The 24,182-nt window shown below is 72.5% G+C and carries 20 protein-coding genes; 16 read left to right on the top strand and 4 right to left on the bottom strand.

Annotated elements, in window-relative coordinates; all coding sequences use genetic code 11:
• Positions 1–118: 118 nt before the first annotated feature.
• The 3 genes from ACGFRG_RS10345 to ACGFRG_RS10355 all read left to right on the top strand — a co-directional run bounded on the left by ACGFRG_RS10345 (position 119) and on the right by ACGFRG_RS10355 (position 2,309).
• Positions 119–646 (top strand): SAV_6107 family HEPN domain-containing protein, encoded by a 528-nt coding sequence (locus ACGFRG_RS10345; protein ID WP_393263051.1) that lies wholly within the window; start codon positions 119–121, stop codon positions 644–646.
• Positions 647–801: 155 nt separating this feature from the next.
• The gene (locus ACGFRG_RS10350) at positions 802–1,560 is read left to right on the top strand and encodes a methyltransferase (protein ID WP_361428099.1); all 759 of its coding nucleotides are present in this window, start codon (positions 802–804) and stop codon (positions 1,558–1,560) included.
• Positions 1,561–1,913: 353 nt separating this feature from the next.
• A complete protein-coding gene (locus tag ACGFRG_RS10355) occupies positions 1,914–2,309 on the top strand; it encodes a DUF3040 domain-containing protein (RefSeq protein WP_361428101.1) in 396 nt (131 codons plus the stop codon).
• A 202-nt stretch (positions 2,310–2,511) separates the two neighbouring features.
• Here the strand turns inward: ACGFRG_RS10355 and ACGFRG_RS10360 are convergent, their stop codons facing one another.
• The 4 genes from ACGFRG_RS10360 to ACGFRG_RS10375 all read right to left on the bottom strand — a co-directional run bounded on the left by ACGFRG_RS10360 (position 2,512) and on the right by ACGFRG_RS10375 (position 8,202).
• Positions 2,512–4,908 carry a DUF3488 and DUF4129 domain-containing transglutaminase family protein gene (locus ACGFRG_RS10360; RefSeq protein ID WP_393263054.1) on the bottom strand — a complete coding sequence of 799 codons (2,397 nt, stop codon included), beginning with the start codon at positions 4,906–4,908 and terminating at the stop codon, positions 2,512–2,514.
• On the bottom strand, positions 4,905–6,302 hold the full coding sequence (locus ACGFRG_RS10365; protein ID WP_361428105.1) for a DUF58 domain-containing protein: 1,398 nt from the start codon (positions 6,300–6,302) through the stop codon (positions 4,905–4,907). Before ACGFRG_RS10365 ends, ACGFRG_RS10360 begins: the two co-directional genes overlap by 4 nt.
• On the bottom strand, positions 6,302–7,312 hold the full coding sequence (locus tag ACGFRG_RS10370) for a MoxR family ATPase (RefSeq protein ID WP_361428107.1): 1,011 nt from the start codon (positions 7,310–7,312) through the stop codon (positions 6,302–6,304). The genes ACGFRG_RS10365 and ACGFRG_RS10370 overlap by 1 nt, the downstream gene beginning before the upstream one ends.
• Before the next feature lie 326 nt (positions 7,313–7,638).
• A complete protein-coding gene (locus ACGFRG_RS10375) occupies positions 7,639–8,202 on the bottom strand; it encodes a carbonic anhydrase (RefSeq protein WP_361428109.1) in 564 nt (187 codons plus the stop codon).
• A gap of 514 nt (positions 8,203–8,716) precedes the next feature.
• Here ACGFRG_RS10375 and rsmH point away from each other — a divergent pair.
• The 13 genes from rsmH to ACGFRG_RS10440 all read left to right on the top strand — a co-directional run bounded on the left by rsmH (position 8,717) and on the right by ACGFRG_RS10440 (position 24,047).
• Entirely contained in the window at positions 8,717–9,643 is a 927-nt protein-coding gene (rsmH, locus tag ACGFRG_RS10380) for a 16S rRNA (cytosine(1402)-N(4))-methyltransferase RsmH (protein ID WP_361428111.1), read from the top strand.
• Positions 9,640–10,242, top strand: coding sequence for a septum formation initiator (locus ACGFRG_RS10385; protein WP_361428113.1), 603 nt, complete (start codon positions 9,640–9,642; stop codon positions 10,240–10,242). The genes rsmH and ACGFRG_RS10385 overlap by 4 nt, the downstream gene beginning before the upstream one ends.
• A 4-nt stretch (positions 10,243–10,246) precedes the next feature.
• Positions 10,247–12,178: a penicillin-binding protein 2 gene (locus tag ACGFRG_RS10390; RefSeq protein ID WP_361428115.1), complete on the top strand. Its 1,932-nt coding sequence runs from the start codon at positions 10,247–10,249 to the stop codon at positions 12,176–12,178.
• A 14-nt stretch (positions 12,179–12,192) separates the two neighbouring features.
• Positions 12,193–13,887 carry a UDP-N-acetylmuramoyl-L-alanyl-D-glutamate--2,6-diaminopimelate ligase gene (locus ACGFRG_RS10395; RefSeq protein WP_393263058.1) on the top strand — a complete coding sequence of 565 codons (1,695 nt, stop codon included), beginning with the start codon at positions 12,193–12,195 and terminating at the stop codon, positions 13,885–13,887.
• A 4-nt stretch (positions 13,888–13,891) separates the two neighbouring features.
• On the top strand, positions 13,892–15,313 hold the full coding sequence (gene murF / locus ACGFRG_RS10400) for a UDP-N-acetylmuramoyl-tripeptide--D-alanyl-D-alanine ligase (RefSeq protein ID WP_393263060.1): 1,422 nt from the start codon (positions 13,892–13,894) through the stop codon (positions 15,311–15,313).
• Positions 15,310–16,380, top strand: coding sequence for a phospho-N-acetylmuramoyl-pentapeptide-transferase (gene mraY, locus ACGFRG_RS10405; protein ID WP_361428121.1), 1,071 nt, complete (start codon positions 15,310–15,312; stop codon positions 16,378–16,380). The genes murF and mraY overlap by 4 nt, the downstream gene beginning before the upstream one ends.
• Positions 16,362–17,792: a UDP-N-acetylmuramoyl-L-alanine--D-glutamate ligase gene (murD, locus tag ACGFRG_RS10410; protein WP_361428123.1), complete on the top strand. Its 1,431-nt coding sequence runs from the start codon at positions 16,362–16,364 to the stop codon at positions 17,790–17,792. The genes mraY and murD overlap by 19 nt, the downstream gene beginning before the upstream one ends.
• 60 nt (positions 17,793–17,852) lie before the next feature.
• Positions 17,853–19,199, top strand: coding sequence for a putative lipid II flippase FtsW (ftsW, locus tag ACGFRG_RS10415; RefSeq protein ID WP_393263063.1), 1,347 nt, complete (start codon positions 17,853–17,855; stop codon positions 19,197–19,199).
• Positions 19,200–19,205: 6 nt separating this feature from the next.
• On the top strand, positions 19,206–20,291 hold the full coding sequence (murG, locus tag ACGFRG_RS10420) for an undecaprenyldiphospho-muramoylpentapeptide beta-N-acetylglucosaminyltransferase (RefSeq protein ID WP_188274122.1): 1,086 nt from the start codon (positions 19,206–19,208) through the stop codon (positions 20,289–20,291).
• Between the two features lie 24 nt (positions 20,292–20,315).
• On the top strand, positions 20,316–21,110 hold the full coding sequence (locus tag ACGFRG_RS10425) for an FtsQ-type POTRA domain-containing protein (protein ID WP_361428127.1): 795 nt from the start codon (positions 20,316–20,318) through the stop codon (positions 21,108–21,110).
• Positions 21,111–21,386: 276 nt separating this feature from the next.
• Entirely contained in the window at positions 21,387–22,580 is a 1,194-nt protein-coding gene (gene ftsZ, locus ACGFRG_RS10430) for a cell division protein FtsZ (RefSeq protein ID WP_361428129.1), read from the top strand.
• Positions 22,577–23,338: a peptidoglycan editing factor PgeF gene (gene pgeF / locus ACGFRG_RS10435; RefSeq protein ID WP_393263066.1), complete on the top strand. Its 762-nt coding sequence runs from the start codon at positions 22,577–22,579 to the stop codon at positions 23,336–23,338. Before ftsZ ends, pgeF begins: the two co-directional genes overlap by 4 nt.
• A complete protein-coding gene (locus ACGFRG_RS10440; RefSeq protein WP_393263068.1) occupies positions 23,325–24,047 on the top strand; it encodes a YggS family pyridoxal phosphate-dependent enzyme in 723 nt (240 codons plus the stop codon). The genes pgeF and ACGFRG_RS10440 overlap by 14 nt, the downstream gene beginning before the upstream one ends.
• Positions 24,048–24,182 lie beyond the last annotated feature (135 nt).

Raw genomic sequence — 24,182 nt, forward strand, 5'->3', positions numbered from 1 at the left:
GCGGGCCCTCGGCGGCCCGGCGGCGGGCCGCGGGGGCGCGAAAGCCGATTGTCAGTGGTGGCCCTCACGATGGACACATACGGCCACAGCGCCGTCACACGACGACAGGAGGTTCGTCATGGCCAGCCATCGCGCGGCAGCCGCCCAGCGGCACCGCACCACCGGCCCTGCCCCCTCACTGACCGGTCCCGCGAGCGACATCCACCCCGTGCTGCGCCGGGACGGCGCACCACCCGCCGCCCTCGATCTGCTCGCCCAGGCCCGCGGCGGTCTGGACGAGGCCGCCGTGCTCGAAACCCCCAACGAGCGGTACGCGACGGCGCATCTGGCCGCGCTGCGCACCGCCGCCGCCGTCCTCGCCGCCCGCGGCCGCCCCGAGACCGCGCCCCATCGGCGCCGCCGGATCCGCAGCGCGTGGGAGGTGCTGCCCGAGATAGCGCCCGAACTGACCGAGTGGAGCGCGCTGTTCGCCTCGGGCGCCACCCGCCGGGCCCGGGCGGAGGCGGGCATACCGGGCGCGGCGACGGGCCGCGACGCCGACGACCTGATCCGGGACGCCGCCATGTTCCTGCGTCTGGTCGAACGGCTCCTGGTGCTCCAGCCGCTGCTGCCCCAGCCCAGGCCCCGGGAGCCGGACGCCGGGTGAGGCATGGGGCGGGGCCGGGTGGGACGGACGGCATGCGCGGGGGGTGAGGTGCGGGGATGAGCCGGGGCGGGCACGCGAGGCAATAGGGTGGACGGGTCTTCACCGTTATTTGCCCCGCCGTCACGCGGCGGCACCGCGCCGAGGAGTCAACTGCCGTGCCGGACCCCATGCGCCCCCGCGCCTCCCTCCGTACCGCCGTGGTCTGGGACGTCCTCAAGGACGCTCTCGACCGCCGGGTCAAGGCGACCGGGCGCGAGGCGTTGGACGTCCTCGACACCGGCGGCGGCTCGGGCAACTTCGCGGTGCCCGTCGCCCGCCTCGGCCACCGCGTCACCGTCGTCGACCCCAGCCCCAACGCGCTCTTCGCCCTTGAGCGCCGCGCCGCCGAGGCCGGGGTGGCCGACCGGGTGCGCGGCGTCCAGGGCGATGTGCTCGGGCTCTTCGACGTGGTCGAGCGCGGCGGCTACGACGCGGTGCTGTGCCACGGCGTCCTCGAATACGTCGAGGACCCGGCCGAGGGCGTGCGCAACGCGGTGGACGCGCTGCGCTCCGAGGGCGCGCTCAGCCTGCTCGCCGCCGGGCTCGGCGGCGCGGTGCTCGCCCGCGCGCTCGCCGGGCACTTCACCGAGGCCCGCCGCGCGCTCGGCGACCCGGCCGGCCGCTGGGGCGACGGCGACCCGGTGCCCCGGCGGTTCACGGCCGAGCAGCTCACCGCGCTGGTCGCCGCGACCGGCGTCGAGGTGGGCGCGGTGCACGGCGTCCGGGTCTTCGCCGACCTGGTCCCCGGGGTCCTGGTGGACACCGAGCCGGGCGCCCTGGACGCGCTGCTCAAGCTGGAGGCGGCGGCCGCCGAGCTGCCCGCCTTCCACGCCGTGGCGACCCAGCTCCACGTCCTGGGCGAGAAGCGCGCCTGAGCCCGGCCGGGCGGCGCGGACCGATCCGGGGCGAACCCGGCGCACGCGTCCTTGGCACCCGGCGGGCCCGCGCCCGGCCGTCCCGGCGCTGATCAGCGGCGCAGTCCCGGACGGCGTAGCGCATGGAGTACGCCACAGGCCACCCGATCGGCGGCTCCGCCCCGTATGATCGAGGTACATGGTCCGGCATGGCGGGTCGGTCGATGGGGCATTGACTCCCCACCGGCCGAGCCGCCGTGGCGGCTCGGATTGGCGAATTGGCGTAGAGGGCGGGTTTCACGGGGGCGATTCCCTGCCTATCCTGAAGGGGCCGCATCCGGTCGCCCCCCGCGACCGACGAGTAGGAGGACTCCGTGCCGCTCTCGGAGCACGAGCAGCGCATGCTCGAGCAGATGGAGCGAGCGCTGTACGCCGAAGATCCCAAGTTCGCGACAGCGCTTGAGGGAAGCGGGCTGCGTACGTACACCCGACGACGGGTCTACCAGGCGGTCGCTGGCTTCCTGGTGGGTATCGCGCTCCTCATGATTGGTATCGGGCAGGGGATCTGGATCAGCGTGGTCGGGTTCCTCATCATGCTCGGCTGTGCCGTGCTCGCGGTCACCGGCTGGCGCAAGGCGCCACGGCGCGGTGAGCAGCCGGCGGGCGGCGGCGGTGCGACGCGGCGGCAGGCCGCGCGCGCACCGAAGCAGTCGATGATGGACCGTATCGAGCAGCGCTGGCAGCGGCGCCGCGACGAAGGCGGCCGCTAGGCCTGGCGGCCCTGCACCTGGATGTGGCTGAGGGGTGATCACCTGTGAGGTGATCACCCCTCAGTCGTGTTCGCGGGCATGACGTGCCCCGGTACCCGCGTCGGCCGCAGGCCGGAGCGGGGGGAACGCTCGGCCTGCGGCCTTGCTCGTCCTCGAACGCCGGACGGGCTGACAGTCCCGCCCGGCGTTCGCAGAAGAACGCCTACCCCCGCTGTCGCGAAGGCCTCCGGATCAGCGTCGTCGCACGCGCCGCCAAGCCCGCAGTCGCCTTCTCCCAGCGGGCCGAGGCCGACCACAGCACCCGTACGGCCGAGCGCGGGGCCAGGTTCGCGCGCAGGCGGGTCCAGGCGGTGACCGAGGCGCGCAGGCCCGCGCGGGTGCGGTGGGCATCCTCGGCGAGGTCCGCCACCGGCTGCGGCCGTGGCGCGTACAGCACCTGCTCCACCGCGCTCGCCGCCCGGTGCACCGACTCCGCCGCCGCGCCGTCCAGCCGGCCGAGCCGCACCATCCGCGCGGCCGCCCTGCGGGGGGTCAGCGACTCGTCGGGGACCAGGCCGTGGTCCCAGGCCGTGTCGATGATCTCCCGCCACACGGCCAGCGTGGCGGCGGTCGGGTCGGCGTCCGGATGCCCGCCCGCGCCGAGCCGCCTGGACCGCACCCGGACCCGCCACAGCCAGGGCAGCAGCGGCAGCCCCAGCGCGGCCAGCACGCCCAGCGACACCGCGGCGACGGTGGCCAGCGGGGTCCCGCTGTGACCGCCGACCGTGGTGGCCGCCGGGGCGACCGGGCCGCAGTCGTTCTGCTTGCGCTGCTGCGCCGTGCAGGAGGACGAGGGGGCCGGCTCGGCCGAGGGCTGCGCGGAGGGGCCCGCGGAGGGCTTCACCGGGTTGACGGGCGAGCCCGACGAGGTGTCCGGCCGGGTGTAGTCGGGGGCGTAGCCGCGCGAGGGGGTCGGCTCGAAGCGGGTCCAGCCCACTCCCTCGAAGTACAGCTCGGGCCACGCGTGCGCGTCCCGCAGACCCACCGACATCGTCCCGTCCGGGCGCGGGTCGCCGGGCGTGAAGCCCACCGCCACCCGGGCCGGGATGCCCAGCGTCCGCGCCATCGCGGCCATCGAGAACGCGAAGTGGACGCAGAACCCCTGCTTGTCCTTGAGGAAGCGGGCTATCGCCTCCGTACCGCTGCCGGACTCCACCTGGGTGTCGTACGTGAACCCGCCGCGCACCGCGAACCAGTCCTGGAGCATCACGGCCCGCTGGTAGTCGCTGGTCGCGCCCTTGGTGACCTGGCGGGCGGTGCTGTTCACCACGCGCGGCAGGGACGGCGGGACCTGGGTGTACTCCCGTACGAGAGCCGCGGGCGCGGGCTGGGCCGAGGCCAACTGGTCCGCCGTCGGGCGCACTTGCAGGCTGCTGACCTGGTACTGCGCGCCACGCGTGGTCTGCCCCCGGTCGCCGACCAGGGTCCGGCCGACCGGCTCGAACCGCCAGTGCCCGCTGATGTCGACCTTGGTCGCCGGATACGGCATCGGCAGCCAGTTCTGGGTGTACCAGCCGGCGGCCGACACGCTCGTCCTGATCTCGGCGGTGCCGATCGCCGGGCTCAGCCCCTCGGGCTGCGGAAGTACGTCCGGCACGTCCCTGATCTTGCGCTCGGACGACTTCCAGGAGGTGCCGTCGAACTGGTCGAGCGCCACGATCCGCAGATACATGTCCTGGCTGTCCTGCGCGTTGGTGCGATAGCGCAGGACCTCGCGGTCCTCGGGCTGGTTGAGGCTGTTCTGGAGCGAGACCAGCGGATTGACCGCCGAGATCGTGCCGCCCCCGCCGCCCTCGCCACTGCCGCCGCCGGCGCCGAGCAGCCCGCTGCCCATGGCGGGCAGCGCGGCCGGGATCACCAGGGCGATGCCGAGCGCGAGCGCGCCGATCCGCCGCCCGGTGCGCACCGGCGCGAGCGGGGCGCCGTCCCCCTCCAGCAGTGCCTGCGGCCGATGGGACGGCGCGGCGCCGCCGAACACCCGCCCCCACTGCGAGAGCCGGTCGCGGCCCTCGGCGAGCAGAAGCAGCAGATAGCCCGCGGCCGCGAGCACGAACCACAGCCAGCTCGCCCCGCCGTTCGACAGCCCCGCGGCCACCGAGTAGAGCGCGAGCAGCGGCAGCCCGGCCGGGGCGGCGCTGCGGAAGGTGACGGCCAGCGCGTCCACCGCGAGCCCGATCACCAGCGTGCCGGCGACCACCATCAGGCGGATGCCGTCGGTCGCGGGCGCCGGGATCGCGTACCGCCCGACGTCGTCGGAGCCCTGGCCGAGCAGGGTGGAGAGGTGCTCGAAGGCCTCCGGGCCGGGCAGCAGCCCGCCGAGCGCCTGGTCCCGGGCGAACACCAGGGTGAGCACCACCAGCGTCACCACGGCCTGCGCCAGCACGGTGAGCGGCCTGGCCAGCGGCACCCGCCGGGCCAGCGCGCCCACCCCGCTCTGGATCGCCAGCAGGAACGCGGCCTGCAGGATCCAGCTCGCCGGATTGACCAGCGGCAACAGCGAGCACGACGCCATCACCGTGGCGGCGAAGGCGCACAGCGCCAGCCGTCCGCGCCCGCTCATGACCATGCTCCCGACATTCCCGAGGTTCCCGACGCGTGCGTGGCGCTGGTGAAGGAGGCGCCCGAGCCCGTCCGTTCCTGACCCGCCTGGCGCCACAGCGCGGCGAGTTGCGCACCGGGCGGCACGGCGAGCGCCGACCAGCCCGCCTCGCGCAGCAGCCGCAGCGACCGCTCGGCCGGGCTCGGCCCGCCGGGCGGCGGCGAGCCGTGCGTCCACAGGTCGCTGTCGAGTACGAAGGCGACCGCCGCGCCACTGCGCCGCCGCATGTTCGCCGCGACCGCGGCCTGTTCGTCGTCGAGGTCGCCGAAGAACCCCACGAGCAGCCCTTCGTTGCCGCCGCGCAGCACGTCGTAGGCGCGTGAGAGGCCGCCGCCGTCGGAGTGGTCGACGACCGCGAGGGTGTCCATCATCAGCCCGGCCGAGTCCGAGGAGTCCTGGGAGGAGCCGGCGAACCCGCCGCCGCCCTCGCCCGGGACCGAACTGCCGGTGTCGGTCAGCAGCCGTACCGAGTAGCCGCGTTCCAGCATGTGCACCAGCGCCGAGGCCGCGCCCGAGACGGCCCATTCGAAGGCCGAGTCGGGGCCCGCGCCCGCGTACGCGATGTCACGGGTGTCCAGCAGCACCGTGCACCTGGCCCGCTGCGGCTGCTCCTCGCGGCGCACCATCAGCTCGCCGTAGCGCGCGGTGGAGCGCCAGTGGACCCGGCGCAGGTCGTCGCCGTGCCGGTAGCCGCGCGGGATCACGTCGTCCTCACCGGCCAGCGCCAGCGAGCGCTGGCGCCCCTCGCCGTACCCGGCGGCCTCGCCGGACAGCCGCACCGGCGGCAGCGGCTCGGTGCGCGGTATCACCGTGAGGGTGTCGTACGCGCTGAACGCGCGCGTGAGCTCGCACATCCCGAACGGGTCGCTGAGCCGCAGCTGGAGCGGCCCGAGCGGATAGCGCCCGCGCAGGTCGGAGCGGACCCGGTAGGACACCTCGCGCTTGCCGCCCGCCTCCACCCGGTCGAGCACGAACCGGGGCCGGGGCCCCAGCACGTACGGAACGCGGTCCTGGAGCATGAGCAGGCCGGTGGGCATCCGCGAGACGTTGTCGACCCGCAGGTGCACCCGGGCCTCGGAGCCGGCGGGCACGCGCGCGGGGGACAGGCGGCGGCTGCCCGCGACCCGGTACCGCGTGCGGTACAGCACCGTCGTGCAGACCAGCGGCAGCACGGCGAGCAGCAGCCCGACCCGCAGCAGATCCTCCTGGCCGAGGACGTACGCGCAGATCGCGGCGGCGATGCCGGCCGCCAGGAACGAGCGGCCGCGGGTGGTGAGCCCGGACAGGGCGGCGCGCACGCCGCCCTTCTCGGCGTCCTCGGGTCCGGCTCCCGCCGAGGGTCCGCCGCCCGCCATCACAGCCGCCGGTTGCCGGGCTGCTGCTGGCCGTAGAGCGGGCCGCCGGCCTGCGGCACCGGGGTGCGCTGCAGGATCTCCAGGACGACCTGTTCGGCGGTGCGGCGGTTCAACTGGGCCTGGGCGGTGGGCAGCAGGCGGTGTGCGAGGACGGCCACGGCGAGCGCTTGGACGTCGTCCGGCAGCGCGTAGTCCCGGCCGCTCAGGGCGGCGGACGCCTTGGCCGCGCGCAGCAGGTGCAGCGTGGCGCGCGGCGAGGCGCCGAGTCTGAGGTCCGGGTGGCTGCGGGTCGCCCCGACCAGCTCCACCGCGTATCTGCGGACCGCGTCGGCGACGTGCACCTTGCGGACCGCGTCGACCAGCTTGACGATGTCGTGCGCGTGCGCCACCGGCTGCAGATCGTCCAGCGGCGAGACCGAGCCGTGCACGTCGAGCATCTGGAGCTCGGCCTCGGCCGACGGGTAACCGATCGAGACGCGGGCCATGAAGCGGTCGCGCTGGGCCTCGGGGAGCGGGTAGGTGCCCTCCATCTCCACCGGGTTCTGGGTCGCCACCACCATGAACGGGCTGGGCAGTTCGTAGGTCTGCCCGTCGATGGTGACCTGGCGCTCCTCCATGGACTCCAGGAGTGCCGACTGGGTCTTGGGCGAGGCGCGGTTGATCTCGTCGCCGATCACGATCTGGGCGAAGATCGCGCCCGGCTTGAACTCGAAGTCCCGCCGCTGCTGGTCGTAGATCGACACGCCGGTGATGTCCGACGGCAGCAGGTCCGGCGTGAACTGGATGCGCCGCACCGAGCAGTCGATGGACTTCGCCAGCGCCTTGGCCAGCATGGTCTTGCCCACGCCGGGCACGTCCTCGATGAGGAGGTGCCCCTCCGCGAGCAGTACGGTCAGCGAGAGCCGTACGACCTCGGGCTTGCCCTCGATCACACCCTCCACCGACCTGCGGACACGCTCCGCAGTGGCGGTCAGATCTGTGAGGCTCGCTCGCTCGTCATAGGTCGTCACCCGGCCCTCCTCGGCCCTTCCCCGCGCTCGTCGAGCAGGGATACCCCAGTTACCTGGTGGGCCGGCGCGCTGAGAGCGGCCCGGCCCACCTCGACATACGGACACCTGGCCCGAGGCGTTCGGACGGTGTCACAACCGCATTCTTGTTGCCGTCGCCGCGTTGTGTCACTCGCCTGTGGATAACTGGAGGGGATATGTCGGGGGTTGCCGTGTTTTTATCCCCGAAGGCACGGCGAAAAGATGCCGAAGCGATGCTTCCGCTTGTCCTGCGAGAGCCCCCGAGAGCCCCCGAGAGCCCCCGAGAGCCGCTCGGGCCCGGCGAGGCCTCAGTCCGCCGGGTCGATCTCGCGCAGCAGACCGGTGGTGACGTCGAAGACGAAGCCGCGTACGTCGTCGATGTGCGGCAGGAACGGCGAGGTGCGCACCCGCTGCATGGACTGGCGTACGTCCTGGTCGACGTCGCGGAAGGACTCCACGGCCCAGGCGGGGCGCTGGCCGACCTCGTCCTCCAGCTCATGGCGGAAGTCCTCGGTGAGCGCCTCCAGGCCGCAGCCGGTGTGGTGGACCAGCATGACGCTGCGGGTGCCGAGCGCCCGCTGGCTGATCGTGAGCGAGCGTATGACGTCGTCGGTGACCACGCCGCCCGCGTTGCGGATGGTGTGGCAGTCGCCGAGTTCCAGGCCGAGGGCGGCGTGCAGGTCGAGCCGGGCGTCCATGCAGGCCACGACGGCGACGCGCAGGACCGGCCGGGCGTCCATGCCCGGGTCGCTGAACGCGTCCGCGTACCTGCGGTTCGCGTCGACCAGCCGGTCCGTGACGGTTCCTCCGTCACTGACCGCGAGGTGGGGGCGGACGGGGGGCTCTGCGGGGCGGTGCGCAGGAGTCGACATGTCTATGACGGTAGTCGCCGGAGATCGTCCAGTCGCGTCCTGGAGAGGGAAAAATCCCGTCAACTCGGTCGGTTGTGAGGTAACCCACAAGAGTGCTAACCGGTAATCCGTACGGGTGAAAAGCGAACCCCGCGACGCGCTGGGCCGTTGATTGACCGAAAGGACCGGTGGACTAAAGTGACGCGAAGTGGGAGGGGTGACACGCTCCGGCCCGCTTGCGGGGACACACCTCGTGTCCGCAGTACAGAGCAGTTGCACAGTTTCCCCCCGCGTGCGCGGCGTGCGTACGGCTCGGCCTCCTCCCGCTCGCCGGTCGGCTGACGCCACTTCCCCGGCGCCAGCAGACCCGCCCCTTACGAGGGGCACCTCCCGGCGTCAGCCGGGGGAGGGCGGGGGCCCGGCAGTATGCGCGGCGTCCGCCGGACCTGAGAGGGCCAAAGTGACAGGGCGCGAAGCGCTTCCTTGCAAGGGTGGCGGTGGGCGACGGGAGGGACAGAGTCGACACGTCCCGGTGATGCTCCAGCGGTGCCTGGACCTGTTGGCCCCGGCCCTGACCGAGCCGGGCGCGGTCGTCGTCGACTGCACCCTGGGCCTCGGCGGCCACAGCGAGGCCCTGCTCACCCGGTTCCCCGAGGCGCGCCTGATCGCCCTCGACCGGGACAAGGAGGCCCTGCGGCTCTCGGGTGAGCGCCTGGCGCCCTATGGAGAGCGCGCCACGCTGGTCCACGCCGTCTACGACGAGCTCCCGGACGTACTGGACCGGCTCGGCGTCCCGCGCGTCCAGGGCGTCCTCTTCGACCTCGGCGTCTCCTCGATGCAGCTCGACGAGGCCGACCGCGGCTTCGCGTACGCGCAGGACGCCCCGCTGGACATGCGCATGGACCAGACCACCGGTGTCAGCGCCGCCGAGGTCCTGAACACCTACCCGCCGGGCGAGCTGGTGCGGATCCTGCGGGCGTACGGCGAGGAGAAGCAGGCCAAGCGGATCGTGTCGGCGATCGTCCGCGAGCGCGAGAAGGAGCCGTTCAGCAACAGCGCCCGGCTCGTCGAGCTGATCCGCGACTCGCTGCCGCAGGCCGCCAAGCGCACCGGCGGCAACCCGGCCAAGCGCACCTTCCAGGCCCTGCGCATCGAGGTCAACGGCGAGCTCTCGGTCCTGGAGCGGGCGATCCCGGCCGCGGTGAAGGCGCTCGCCGTGGGCGGCCGGATCGCGGTCCTGTCGTACCACTCACTGGAGGACCGGCTGGTCAAGCAGGTCTTCGCGGCCGGGGCCGCCAACACCGCCCCGCCCGGCCTGCCGGTCGTGCCCGAGCAGTACCAGCCGCGTCTGAAGCTGCTGACCCGAGGCGCCGAACTGCCGACGGAGGAGGAGATCGCCGAGAACCGGCGGGCCGCCCCCGCCCGGTTCAGGGGCGCGGAACGCATCCGGGAGGATCTGTGAGCGAACCGGCCGGGCAGTTCAGGGGGCGGGCCGCGCGGCTCGGCAGGCTGCTGCCCTCCACCGGCGGGCGCAGCGCCGCCCGCACCCCGTTCGTGCTGCTGGTCGTGGCGCTCCTGGGCGGCGGCCTCATCAGTCTGCTGCTGCTCAACTCCTCGCTCAACGAAGGCTCGTTCAAACTGAGCGAGCTGCGCCGCAAGACCACCGAGCTCACCGACGAGCAGCAGGCGCTCCAGCACGACGTGGACGGCCTGTCCGCCCCCGACGCGCTCTCCCGCCGGGCCACCGAGCTCGGCATGGTCCCCGGCGGCAGCCCCCTCTTCCTCAACCCGGACGGCACGGTCAAGGGCGTCCCCGCCGCGGGCTCCGTCCAGCCGTCCCCGGCGCTCAGCCCCGAGCTGGTCCAGGGGGCGGCGGTGACGGTCCCGGCCGCCGAGCCCCCGGCCCCCGCCGCCTCCCCGGCCCGCCCCGCGCCCGAACCGGCCGCGTCCGCGCACCCCGCCCCGGAGCCCGCCGCGCGCACCCCGCAGGCCGCCTCGCCGCACCTCGCCGAGCCCCCGGCGCACGCCCCCGCGAAGACCTCCCCGACCCCCGGCAGGTGACGCAGTGAGCCCCCAGGAACCTCCGCGCCGCCGGGTGCCCGGGCCCGCGCGGCCGCGTCCGGCGGCCCGCCCCGCGCAGCGCCGCCCCAAGGCCCCCGCCCGCATAAGGCTCGGCAGCCCCCGGCCCCGGCTGCGCCTGGTCAGCGTGCTGCTCGCGCTGGTGATGATCGCCTTCGTGGTGCGGCTGCTCCAGGTGCAGGCGGTCGACGCCAGCGCGTACTCCGCCAAGGCGGAGAAGAACCGGTACGCCAGCTACGCGCTGCCCGCCGAGCGCGGTGAGATCACCGACCGCTCCGGCGTCGCCCTGGCCACCAGCGTCGACGCGTACGACATCACCGCCGACCCGTCGCTGTTCACCCCCGCGTCCAGCAAGGCCGACGACGCCCCGGAGCAGGCCGCGGCGCTGCTGTCGCCGCTGATCGGCAAGGACCAGGAGGAGATCGCCAAGAAGCTGAAGACGCCCAAGAGCCGCTATGTGGTCCTCGCCCGGCGCCAGACCCCGCAGGTCTGGAACCAGATCAAGGACCTGAAGAAGGTCTTCGCCGGGAAGGCCCGCGCCGACCTGGCCAAGGGCGGCCGCGGCGCCAATGTGCTCGCCGGTGTCTTCAACGAGTCCAGCAGCAAGCGGGTCTACCCGAACGGCGACCTCGCCGCCGGGATACTGGGCTACGTCAACGCCGAGGGCCGCGGCGGCGGGGGCCTGGAGGCCCAGCTCGACAAGGCTCTGGCCGGCCAGGACGGCAAGATCACCTACGCGCAGTCGGGCGGGCGCCGGGTGCCCACGGCGGGCACCCACGAGACCCCGGCCGTGCCCGGCTCGGGCGTCGAGCTGACCATCGACCGGGACATCCAGTGGATGGCGCAGAAGGCCATCACGGACCAGGTCCGCAAGTCCCGGGCCGACCGGGGCTATGTGGTGGTCCAGCGGACCGACACCGGTGAGGTGCTGGCCATGGCCAACGCCCCCGGCTTCGACCCCAACGACCTCTCGCAGGCGAACAGGGCCGCGATGGGCAACGCCGCCGTCCAGGACGCGTACGAGCCCGGTTCCACCGCCAAGGTCATGTCCATGGCGGCCGTCCTGGAGGAGAACGCGGCGACGCCGCTGACCCATGTCACCGTGCCCAACCGGCTGCACCGGGGCGACCGGCTCTTCAAGGACGACATCGACCACGCCACCTGGAACCTGACGCTCAACGGCGTCCTGGCCAAGTCCAGCAACATCGGCACGATCCTGGCGGTCGAGCAGCTGGGCAAGACCGACGCCGAGGCCGACCAGGTCCTCTACTCGTATCTGCGCAAGTTCGGCATCGGCTCGCCGAGCGGCCTCGGCTACCCCGGCGAGACCCCCGGCATCCTCGCCCCGCCGCAGAAGTGGTCCACCTCCCAGCAGTACACGGTCCGCTTCGGCCAGGGCCTCTCGCTCAACGCCATGCAGGCGGCCTCCGTGTACTCCACGATCGCCAACGGCGGGGTGCGGATCGAGCCGACGCTCGTACGGGGCACCAAGGGCCCCGACGGCAGGTTCGCGCCGGCGCCCGCGCCCAAGCAGTCGCGGGTGGTCAGCGAGAAGACCGCCAGGACGCTGGCGCAGATGCTGGAGTCGGTCGTCGGGGACGAGGAGGGCACCGGAGTCAAGGCCCGCATCCCCGGCTACCTGGTCGCGGGCAAGACCGGCACGGCCAACCGGGTCGACCCCAAGACCGGCCGCTACCACGGCTACACCGCGTCCTTCGCCGGTTTCGCCCCCGCCGACAAGCCCGCCGTCACCGTCTACTGCGCCATCCAGAACCCCACCAAGGGCAGCTACTTCGGCGGCCAGATCTGCGGCCCGATCTACAAGCAGGTGATGGAGTTCGCGCTCAAGACCCTGCAGGTCCCGCCGACCGGCGCCGCCGCCCCCAATCTGCCCGTCTCCTTCGGCGCCAACGACTGAATCCGGAACCATCAGTGACAACCATCACCCCCGGCCCGGGGAACCAGGACCGCAACCACCACGCCCCGCCCCCCTCTTTTGGCGACCCGGCGGGTACGCCCGGTACGCTCACCGCCGTGCCACACGCTGATCAGTACCGAACCGCCCCGAAGGACGCCCCCGAGCAGCAGCCGGGAGCGCCCCGCCCGGACCAGGTCCGCCCGACATCCCTGGGCGAGCTGGCCGACCGGCTGGGCGCCGGGAACCCAGGATCGGGCGAGGTCAGTGGCATCACCCACGACTCCCGCGCGGTCCGCCCCGGCGATCTCTACGCCGCGCTGCCCGGTGCCCGCTTCCACGGCGCCGACTTCGCCGCCCAGGCCGCGGGCCTCGGCGCGGCCGCCGTCCTCACCGACCCGGCGGGCGCCGAGCGCGCCGCCGCCACCGGCCTGCCGGTGCTGGTCACCGCGGACCCGCGGGCCGTGATGGGCGGCCTGGCCGCCGAGATCTACGGCCACCCCGGCCGTGACCTGCTCCAGCTGGGCATCACCGGGACCTCGGGGAAGACCACCACCGCGTACCTCGTCGAGGGCGGGCTGCGCGGCGCCGGGCACCGCACGGGCCTGGTCGGCACCGTCGAGACCCGCATCGGCGACGAGCGCATCAAGTCGGAGCGCACCACCCCCGAAGCCACCGATCTGCAGGCCCTGTTCGCGGTGATGCGCGAGCGCGGGGTCGAGTCGGTCGCCATGGAGGTCTCCAGCCACGCGCTGGTGCTCGGCCGGGTCGACGGCTGCGTCTTCGACGTCGCCGTCTTCAACAACCTGAGCCCGGAGCACATGGAGTTCCACTCCGACATGGAGGACTACTTCCGGGCCAAGGCGCAGCTGTTCACACCGGAGCGCGCGCGGCTGGGCGTGGTGAACCTCGACGACGAGTACGGCCGCAGGCTGGCCGCCGGCGAGTCCGGCATCGAGGTCACCACCTTCTCGGCCGAGGGCCACCCGGACGCCGACTGGCGCGCCGAGGACGTGGACGTACGCCAGGACAGCTCCACCTTCACGGCTGTCGGCCCCAAGGGCGAGCGGATCTCGGCCACCGCCCCGCTGCCCGGCCCCTTCAACGTGGCCAACACGCTCGCCTCGATCGTCACGCTGGCCGTCGCGGGCATCGACCCGCAGACCGCCGCCGACGGTGTGGCCGCCGTGCCCGGCGTGCCCGGACGCCTTGAGCGGGTGGACGCGGGCCAGGAGTTCCTGGCCGTCGTCGACTACGCGCACAAGACGGACGCCGTCGAATCGGTTCTGCGCTCGCTGCGCAAGGTCACCAGGGGCAGGCTGCACATCGTGCTGGGCTGCGGCGGCGACCGTGACCAGACCAAGCGCGGCCCGATGGGCGCGGCCGCCGCACGGCTCGCCGACACCGCCGTGCTGACCTCCGACAACCCCCGCTCCGAGGACCCCCTCGCCATCCTCGCCGCCATGCTCGCGGGCGCCGCCGAGGTGCCCGCGCACGAGCGCGGCGACGTCGTGGTCGAGGCCGACCGGGCCGCGGCGATCGCCGCGGCCGTGGCCCGCGCCGAGCCGGGCGACACCGTCCTGGTCGCGGGCAAGGGCCATGAACAGGGCCAGGACACCGCCGGAGTGGTCCGCCCCTTCGACGACCGCCTGGTGCTCCGGGCCGCGATCGAAGAACGCCGATCGAACACCGCCAAGAACAGTCAGGGATGAAGCAGTGATCGCCCTCTCCCTCGCCGAGATCGCCGCAATCGTCGGCGGGCAGTCGTGCGACATACCGGATCCGGCCGTCCAGGTCACGGGTTCCGTCGTCATCGACTCCCGCCAGGTGGCGCCCGGTTCCCTCTTCGCCGCCTTCGCGGGCGAGCACCTCGACGGCCACGACTACGCGCGCGTGGCGTACGAGGCGGGCGCGGTGGCCGTGCTGGCCACCCGCCCCGTCGGCGTGCCCGCGATCGTGGTCGACGACGTCCAGGGCGCGCTCGGCGCGCTGGCCCGCGAGGTCGTGCTGCGCCTGGGCACCGACGTGGTCGCGCTCACCGGCTCGTCCGGCAAGACGTCCACCAAGGACCTGATCGCCCAGGTGCTCCAGCGCCACGCCCCGACGGTCTACACGCCGGGCTCGCTCAACAACGAGATCGGCCTGCCGCTCACCGCCCTCACCGCCACCGCCGAGACCCGGCACCTGGTCCTGGAGATGGGCGCGCGCGGAATCGGCCACATCCGCTATCTGACCGGGCTCACCCCGCCGCGCATCGGTCTCGTCCTCAACGTCGGGACCGCCCACATCGGCGAGTTCGGCGGCCGCGAGCAGATCGCCGAGGCCAAGGGCGAGCTGGTGGAGGTGCTGCCGCCGGACGGCTGCGCGGTGCTCAACGCGGACGATCCGCTGGTACGGGCCATGGCGCCGCGCACCAAGGCGCGCGTCGTGCTGTTCGGCGAGGCCGAGGACGCGGACGTACGCGCCGAGAATGTCCGGCTCACAGCTGCCGGACAGCCCTCCTTCAGGCTTCACACACCCTCCGGGTGCAGCGACGTGACCTTGCGCCTGTACGGTGAGCACCACGTGTCGAACGCGCTCGCCGCGGCCGCCGTCGCCCATGAGCTGGGCATGCCTGTGGACGAGATCGCCCTCGCGCTCTCCGAGGCGGGCACCCTCTCCCGCTGGCGTATGGAGGTCACCGAGCGTCCGGACGGTGTGACAGTCGTCAACGACGCCTACAACGCGAACCCCGAGTCCATGCGAGCCGCCCTGCGCGCGCTCGCGGCCATGGGCGAGGCCTCACGGGCAAAGGGGGGACGGACGTGGGCGGTGCTCGGTCCGATGGCCGAGCTCGGCGACGAATCGCTCGCCGAGCACGACGCGGTCGGACGGCTCGCCGTCCGGCTCAACGTCAGCAAGCTCGTGGCAGTCGGGGACCGGGAAGCGTCCTGGCTGCAACTGGGCGCATATAACGAGGGTTCGTGGGGTGAGGAGTCGGTGCACGTGTCCGACGCACAGGCGGCCGTCGACCTGCTGCGCAGTGAACTGCGCCCGGGAGACGTCGTGCTGGTGAAGGCATCGCGGTCGATCGGCCTGGAACGGGTGGCACTCGCGCTGCTCGACGGTGGCGTCGAGGGCGAGGTCGCCGCCCGATGAGGCAGATCCTCTTCGCGGGAGCCATCGGTCTCTTCCTGACCCTGGTCGGCACCCCGCTGCTCATCAAGCTGCTCGCCCGCAAGGGCTACGGCCAGTTCATCCGCGACGACGGCCCGCGCGGCCACGCCGGGAAGAAGGGCACACCCACCATGGGTGGCATCGCCTTCATCCTGGCCACGCTCATCGCGTACGCCGCCACCAAGGTGATCACCAGTGAGGACCCGACGTTCTCGGGCCTGTTGGTGCTCTTCCTGACCGCCGGCATGGGCCTGGTCGGCTTCCTGGACGACTACATCAAGATCGTCAAGCAGCGTTCGCTCGGTCTGCGGGCCAAGGCGAAGATGGCCGGTCAGCTGATCGTCGGCATCGCCTTCGCGGTGCTCGCGCTGCAGTTCGCCGACCACCGCGGCAACACCCCGGCCTCCACCAAGCTGTCGTTCATCACGGACTTCGGCTGGACGATCGGCCCGGTCCTGTTCGTGGTCTGGGCGCTGTTCATGATTCTCGCCATGTCCAACGGCGTGAACCTGACGGACGGCCTGGACGGTCTGGCCACCGGCGCGTCGGTGATGGTCTTCGGTGCGTACACGTTCATCGGGCTCTGGCAGTTCCAGGAGTCCTGCGCCAACGCGCAGACCCTCACCAACCCCAACGCCTGCTTCGAGGTGCGCGACCCGCTGGACCTCGCGGTGGTCGCCTCGGCCCTGATGGGCTCCTGCTTCGGCTTCCTGTGGTGGAACACCTCGCCCGCCAAGATCTTCATGGGCGACACCGGTTCGCTGGCGCTCGGCGGCGCGCTCGCCGGCCTCGCGATCTGCTCGCGGACCGAGTTCCTGATAGCGCTGCTCGGCGGCCTCTTCGTCATGATCACCATGTCGGTGGTCATCCAGGTCGGCTCCTTCAAGATGACCGGCAAGCGGGTCTTCCGGATGGCGCCGCTCCAGCACCACTTCGAACTCAAGGGGTGGTCCGAAGTCCTTGTGGTGGTCCGGTTCTGGATCATCCAGGGCATGTGCGTCATCGTGGGTCTGGGACTCTTCTACGCGGGATGGGCAGCCGACAAGTGAGTCAGAGCTGGCAGGGCAGGCGGATCACCGTCGCCGGTCTCGGAGTGAGCGGCATCAGCGCCGCCCGCGCCCTGGCCGGTCTCGGCGCCGTGGTCACGGTCGTGGACGGCGGCGACTCCGGTACGCACCGGGAGCGCGCGGCGGACCTGGCGGAGGAAGGTATCTCCGTACGCCTGGGGGACGCGGCAACGCTCCCCGAGGGGACCGACCTGGTCGTCACCTCGCCCGGCTGGAAGCCCGACTCCCCGCTGTTCGCGGCGGCCGCCGAGGCGGGCGTCGACGTGGTCGGCGACGTCGAGATCGCCTGGCTGCTGCGCGGCGAGAACGCGGCGCCGTGGCTGGCGATCACCGGGACCAACGGCAAGACCACCACCACCCAGATGCTCGCCTCGATCCTGCGCGCGGCCGGTCTGCGGACCGCCGCCGTCGGGAACATCGGCACCCCGATCATCGACGTGGTGCTCGGCGAGGAGACGTACGACGTGCTCGCCGTCGAGCTCTCCAGCTACCAGCTGCACTGGGCGCCCTCGCTGCGCGCCCACTCGGCCGCCGTGCTCAACCTGGCGCCGGACCACCTCGACTGGCACGGCTCCATGCAGGCGTACGCCGCCGACAAGGGCCGGATCTACGAGGGCAACACGGTCGCCTGCGTCTACAACGTGGCCGACCCCGGGACCGAGGCCCTGGTGCGCGAGGCGGACGTGGAGGAGGGCTGCCGGGCGATCGGCTTCACCCTCGGCACGCCCGGCCCGTCCCAGCTCGGCGTCGTGGACGGCATCCTGGTCGACCGCGCCTTCGTCGCCAACCGGCAGAAGAACGCGCAGGAGCTGGCCGAGGTCGCCGACATCACCCCGGCGGCCCCCCACAACATCGCCAACGCCCTCGCGGCGGCGGCCCTGGCCCGCGCCTTCGGCGTCGAGCCCAAGGCCGTACGGGACGGGCTGCGGGCCTTCACGCCCGACGCCCACCGGATCGCACACGTGGCGGACGTCGACTCGGTCGCCTACGTGGACGACTCCAAGGCGACGAACACGCACGCCGCCGAGGCGTCGCTGGCCGCGTACGAGTCGATCGTCTGGATCGCCGGAGGGCTCGCCAAGGGCGCGTCCTTCGACGAGCTGGTGCGGGGCGCGGCGCAGCGGCTGCGCGGGGTCGTCCTGATCGGCGCCGAGCGCCACCTGATCGCCGAAGCGCTGGCGCGACACGCCCCCGAGGTACCGGTGGTCGACCTCGACCGGACCGACACTGGGGCGATGTCCGCGGCGGTCCGCGAGGCGGCCGGGCTCGCGAAGGCCGGGGACACCGTCCTGCTGGCCCCGGCCTGCGCCTCGATGGACATGTTCACCAACTACAACAAGCGCGGCGAGGCGTTCGCGGAAGCGGTCCGCGAACTCGCCGCGGAGCGCGCCTAGCCGGTCGGGACCCGTCCCGCGGACCGGCGGCGCCGGGCACGACTGGAGGGGACAGCACACATGCCGGCCGAAGCGACCCCGCCCGGGCTCGTACTGCGCAGCCGTGCCGTCGGAGCCGTTCGCCGCCCGGCGGTCCGGCGCACCACAACCAGCGGCTCCGGCCGTACTCCCCGGGGCGGTCCCAGACGCCTCTTCGAGCAGCTCCGGCGGGCCTGGGACCGGCCGCTCACCGCGTACTACCTGATCCTCGGCAGCTCGCTGCTGATCACCGTGCTCGGCCTGGTGATGGTCTACTCGGCCTCGATGATCAAGGCCCTTGAGCTCTCGCTGCCGGCCTCGTACTTCTTCCGCAAGCAGTTCCTCGCCGCGCTGATCGGCGGGGCGCTGATGGCGGCGGCCGCCCGGATGCCGGCCAAGCTGCACCGGGCGCTGGCGTACCCGATCCTGGTCGTGACCGTCTTCCTGATGATCGTGGTGCAGATCCCCGGGATAGGGATGCGGGTCAACGGCAACCAGAACTGGATCTATCTGGGTGGCCCCTTCCAGCTCCAGCCCAGCGAGTTCGGGAAGCTGGCGCTGGTCCTGTGGGGCGCCGACCTGCTCGCCCGCAAACAGGACAAACGGTTGCTCACCCAGTGGAAGCACATGCTGGTGCCGCTGGTCCCGGTCGCGTTCCTGCTGCTCGGGCTGATCATGCTCGGCGGCGACATGGGCACCACCATGATCCTGTCGGCCATCCTCTTCGGTCTGCTGTGGCTCGCCGGCGCCCCCACCAGGCTGTTCGCGGGCGTCCTGTCGGTGGCCGGGGCGCTCGCGGTGCTCTTCATCAAGACCAGCCCCAACCGGATGGGCCGGCTCGCCTGCATCGGCGCCACCGACCCCGGCCCGCAGGACAAGTGCTGGCAGGCGGTCCATGGAATCTACGCGCTGGCCTCGGGCGGATGGTTCGGTTCCGGCCTGGGTGCGAGTGTGGAAAAATGGGGTCAACTCCCCGAACCGCACACCGACTTCATCTTCGCCATCACCGGTGAGGAACTGGGCCTGGCGGGGACACTGTCGGTGCTCGCCCTGTTCGCGGCTCTAGGCTATGCGGGTATCCGCGTGGCCGGACGCACGGAGGACCCCTTCGTGAGGTACGCCGCGGGAGGTGTGACCACCTGGATCGTGGCCCAGGCCGTGATCAACATCGGTGCGGTGCTCGGCCTGCTGCCGATCGCCGGTGTCCCGCTCCCGCTGTTCTCCTACGGTGGGTCCGCCCTGCTGCCGACCATGTTCGCCGTGGGGCTGCTGATCTCGTTCGCGCGGGACGACCCCGCGGCGCGGGCGGCGCTGGCCATGCGGCAGCCTCGGGTGAGTTGGAAGTCGATGAGACGGCGCGTCAAGAAGCGTCCGTCCGGAGAGCGGTGAATTTCGGTGCATGTCGTACTCGCCGGTGGGGGGACCGCCGGCCACATCGAGCCCGCGCTCGCCCTCGCGGACGCCCTGCGCAGGCAGGACCCCACCGTGGGGATCACGGCACTCGGTACGGAGAAGGGCCTGGAGACACGGCTCGTCCCCGAGCGCGGCTATGAGCTCGCGCTCATCCCGGCCGTTCCGCTGCCCCGCAGGCCCACCCCGGAACTGATCACCGTCCCGGGGCGGCTGCGCGGCACCATCAAGGCCGCCGAGCAGATCCTGGAGCGCACCAAGGCGGACTGCGTCGTCGGCTTCGGCGGCTATGTCGCCCTGCCCGGCTACCTCGCGGCCAAGCGCCTCGGGGTGCCGATCGTGGTCCACGAGGCCAACGCCCGCCCGGGCCTGGCCAACAAGATCGGCTCGCGGTACGCGGCCGGGGTCGCCGTCGCCACGCCCGACAGCAAGCTGCGGGGCGCGCGCTACATCGGCATCCCGCTGCGGCACTCCATCGCCACCCTCGACCGCGCCCGGGTCCGCCCCGAGGCGCGCGCCGCGTTCGGGCTCGACCCCAACCTGCCGACGCTGCTGGTCTCCGGCGGCTCGCAGGGCGCCCGCCGCCTCAACGAGGTCATCCAGCAGGTCGCGCCGGTGCTCCAGCGCTCCGGAATCCAGATCCTGCACGCGGTCGGCCCGAAGAACGAACTGCCGCGCGCCGACAACATGCCCGGAATGCCGCCCTACATCCCGGTACCGTACGTGGACCGGATGGATCTCGCGTACGCCGCGGCCGACATGATGCTCTGCCGCGCGGGCGCGATGACCGTCGCCGAACTCTCGGCCGTCGGGCTGCCCGCCGCCTACGTACCGCTGCCGATCGGCAACGGCGAACAGCGGCTCAACGCCCAGCCGGTGGTGAAGGCGGGCGGCGGTCTGCTGGTCGACGACGCCGAGCTCACCCCCGAGTGGGTGCAGGGCCAGGTCCTGCCCGTGCTCGCCGACCCGCACCGGCTCTACGAGATGTCCCGAGCGGCCAGCGAGTTCGGCCGCCGCGACGCCGACGACCTGCTCGTCGGCATGGTGTACGAGGCGATCGCCGCGCGCTGACGGAGCGGCAGAAGGCAGGGGACCGTGGCCGGACAGGCGACCGCTCGACGCGGGGCGGGGCAGGCGAAGAAGTCCGGCCCGTCCGGCCCCCGCCGGCCGCGCCCGCGCCTTCGGCTGCCGCTGCGGCCCCGGGTGCTGCTGGTGCTGGCCGCCGTAGTGGTGCTCGGCGCCGCCGCCACCTGGGTGCTGTACGGCTCCACCTGGCTGCGGGTCGAGCGGGTGAAAACCACCGGGACCGAGGTGTTGAGTGCCGCCGAGGTCGAGGCGGCCGCCAAGGTGCCGGTCGGCTCGCCGCTGGTCTCGGTCGACACGGGGGCGATCGAGGCGCGGCTGCTGCGCGCGCTGCCGCGCATCGACTCGGTGGACGTCGGCCGTTCCTGGCCGCACGGCATCACCCTGGAGGTGACCGAGCGAAAGCCCGTTCTCCTCATGCGAAAAGGCGCGAAGTTCATCGAAGTGGACGCCAAGGGTGTGCGGTTCGCCACGGTCGCCAAGGCGCCCACGGGCGTACCGCTGCTGGAGCTGAACCCGGACAACTCACCGGCTCTGCGCCGATTTCCGGCCGAAGCGCTGCTGCGCGAGGCGGTGAAGGTCACGGGCGAACTCCCGGCGCCGGTGGCCAGGGACACCCGACTGGTCCGAGTCACCTCGTACGACGCCGTCTCCCTGGAGTTGAGCCGCGGGCGTACCGTCCTGTGGGGGAGTGACGAGGACGGTGAACTCAAGGCCCGTACCCTGGTCGCTCTCATGAAAGCGGCGGCCAGGGCGCGGTACTTCGATGTGAGTGCGCCCACCGCCCCTGCGGTATCGGGGAGTTGACGCACATTTGCGCTGGCCAGCACCCTGGTTGGTCATCGCTACGGGTGATCACATAGGGTGAAAAGAAAAACGGGAGGTTCGGCGTGTTCGTTGAACGTGCGCCACTTGTCGACTTAGTGTCCTGTTCGGAAGAGTCCAGGGAACAGACACATTGGTAACCCTAAACTTCAACGTTAGGGTTCGGGTCGGCGTTCGGACCGTCCCACATCGGCAGTCGTCGTCGCCGTGCGGCAACCGCACGTGACGACCCGTAACTCGAGGCGAGAGGCCTTCGACGTGGCAGCACCGCAGAACTACCTCGCAGTCATCAAGGTCATCGGTGTCGGCGGCGGTGGTGTCAATGCCATCAACCGAATGATCGAGGTCGGTCTCAAGGGCGTCGAGTTCATCGCGATCAACACCGACGCACAAGCTCTGTTGATGAGCGACGCCGACGTCAAGCTCGACGTCGGCCGTGAACTCACCCGCGGCCTCGGGGCCGGAGCCAACCCGGCAGTCGGGCGCAAGGCGGCAGAGGACCACCGCGAGGAGATCGAGGAGGTCCTCAAGGGGGCCGACATGGTCTTCGTCACCGCGGGCGAAGGCGGTGGCACCGGCACCGGCGGCGCGCCCGTCGTCGCCAACATCGCGCGCTCGCTCGGCGCCCTCACGATCGGTGTGGTCACCCGGCCGTTCACCTTCGAGGGCCGCCGTCGCGCCAACCAGGCGGAGGACGGCATCGCCGAGCTCCGCGAAGAGGTCGACACCCTCATCGTCATCCCCAACGACCGGCTGCTGTCCATCTCGGACCGCCAGGTCAGCGTGCTCGACGCGTTCAAGTCGGCCGACCAGGTGCTGCTCTCCGGCGTTCAGGGCATCACCGACCTGATCACCACCCCGGGCCTGATCAACCTCGACTTCGCCGACGTCAAGTCGGTCATGTCCGAGGCCGGTTCGGCGCTCATGGGCATCGGCTCGGCGCGCGGCGACGACCGCGCGGTGGCCGCCGCCGAGATGGCGATCTCCTCGCCGCTCCTGGAGGCGTCCATCGACGGCGCCCGTGGCGTGCTGCTCTCCATCTCCGGCGGCTCGGACCTCGGCCTGTTCGAGATCAACGAGGCCGCCCAGCTGGTCAGCGAGGCCGCCCACCCCGAGGCCAACATCATCTTCGGCGCGGTCATCGACGACGCGCTCGGCGACGAGGTCCGGGTCACGGTCATCGCGGCCGGGTTCGACGGCGGACAGCCGCCGGCCCGCCGGGACAACGTGCTCGGCAGCGCCGGCGCCAAGCGCGAGGAGCCCACGCCGGTCCGCGCCACCGAGCGCCCGCTCGGCGGGCTCGGCACCGTGAGCGCCCGCGAGGACACCCCGGCGCCCGCGCCGGTCGACCCCGCCCCGGTCGCCGAGGCCAACCCGCCGCACGTGCCGACGGCCCGCCCGTACCAGGACAGCCAGGCCGAAGAGCTGGATGTCCCGGACTTCTTGAAGTGATAGGGCAGCACTCCCTCGTGAGCGGCGCGCACTTCGCCTTCACCGACCGGTGGGGCGGGGTGAGCGCCGCTCCGTACGAGGAGCTCAACCTCGGCGGGGCGGTCGGCGACGACCCCGCGTCGGTGCGGACCAACCGCGAGCTCGCCGCCAGGTCGCTGGGGCTCGACCCCGGCCTGGTGGTCTGGATGAACCAGGTGCACGGGCCGGACGTCGCGGTGGTGGACGGGCCATGGGGAACGGGCGCGGAGATTCCGTCGGTGGACGCGGTGGTGACGGCCCGTCGTGGGCTCGCCCTCGCGGTCCTGACCGCCGACTGCACACCCGTTCTGCTCGCCGACCCGGTCGCCGGGGTGGTGGCCGCCGCGCACGCGGGGCGGCCTGGGATGGTCGCGGGCGTGGTGCCCGCGGCGGTACGGGCGATGATCTCGCTCGGCGCCGAGCCGTCCCGCATCACGGCCCGGACGGGGCCCGCGGTGTGCGGGCGGTGCTACGAAGTCCCGGCCGCCATGCGGGACGAGGTCGCCCTGGCCGAACCGGCCGCCCGGTCCGAGACCAGCTGGGGTACGCCCGCGGTGGACGTCACCGCCGGGGTGCACGCCCAGCTCGAAGCGCTCGGCGTGACGGACCGGCAGGCCTCCTCGGTGTGCACCCTGGAATCGCGCGACCACTTCTCGTACCGCCGCGACCGCACCACCGGTCGGCTCGCCGGGTACGTCTGGCTGGACGCCGAGGGAGGAAGCGGGCATGACGGACCGTAAGGCGGAACTCGCCGCGAATCTGGCCCAGGTGGAGGAACGTATCGCCTCGGCGTGCGCGGCCGCCGGGCGCAAGCGGGACGAGGTGACGCTCATCGTGGTCACCAAGACCTACCCCGCCGACGACGTACGACTCCTCCATGAACTGGGTGTGCGTCAGGTCGCCGAGAACCGGGACCAGGACGCCGCCCCCAAGGCCGCCGCCTGTGCCGACCTCGACGGACTGCGCTGGCACTTCGTCGGGCAGCTCCAGACGAACAAGGTCCGTTCCGTGGTGGGTTACGCGGATGTGGTGCAGTCCGTCGACCGGCCCCGGCTGGTCACCGCGCTCTCCGCCGCCGCCGTGAAGGCGGAGCGGGAGGTGGGGTGCCTGATCCAGGTGGCGCTGGACGCGGAGTCGGGCGCGCGGGGCGACCGAGGGGGCACCGCCCCGGACGGAATCGAGGAGTTGGCCCGACTTGTGGCGGACGCGCCCGGTCTGCGCCTGGACGGCCTGATGACCGTGGCGCCGCTGGCGGGCGAGTACGCGGACAGGCAACGGGCCGCGTTCGAGCGGCTGATGGATTTGTCGACTGACCTGCGCCGCGCTCATCCGGCTGCGAACATGGTGTCAGCAGGGATGAGTGCGGACCTCGAAGAGGCTGTTGCGGCCGGAGCGACACATGTACGCGTCGGTACGGCGGTACTCGGAGTCCGACCCAGGCTCGGGTAACGTCGCGAAGCAAGTCGGACCACAGTAGAAAATATGGTCATTCCCACTCTTTGGTGGGCAGACCTAGTGGATCGTGGGCACTTGGTGACACTGCGACATATGGCTACAAGGGCGATCCACCACAGAGCGGAGGAA

It is taken from the genome of Streptomyces sp. NPDC048696 (genome assembly GCF_043198895.1).
Classification (GTDB): Bacteria; Actinomycetota; Actinomycetes; order Streptomycetales; family Streptomycetaceae; genus Streptomyces.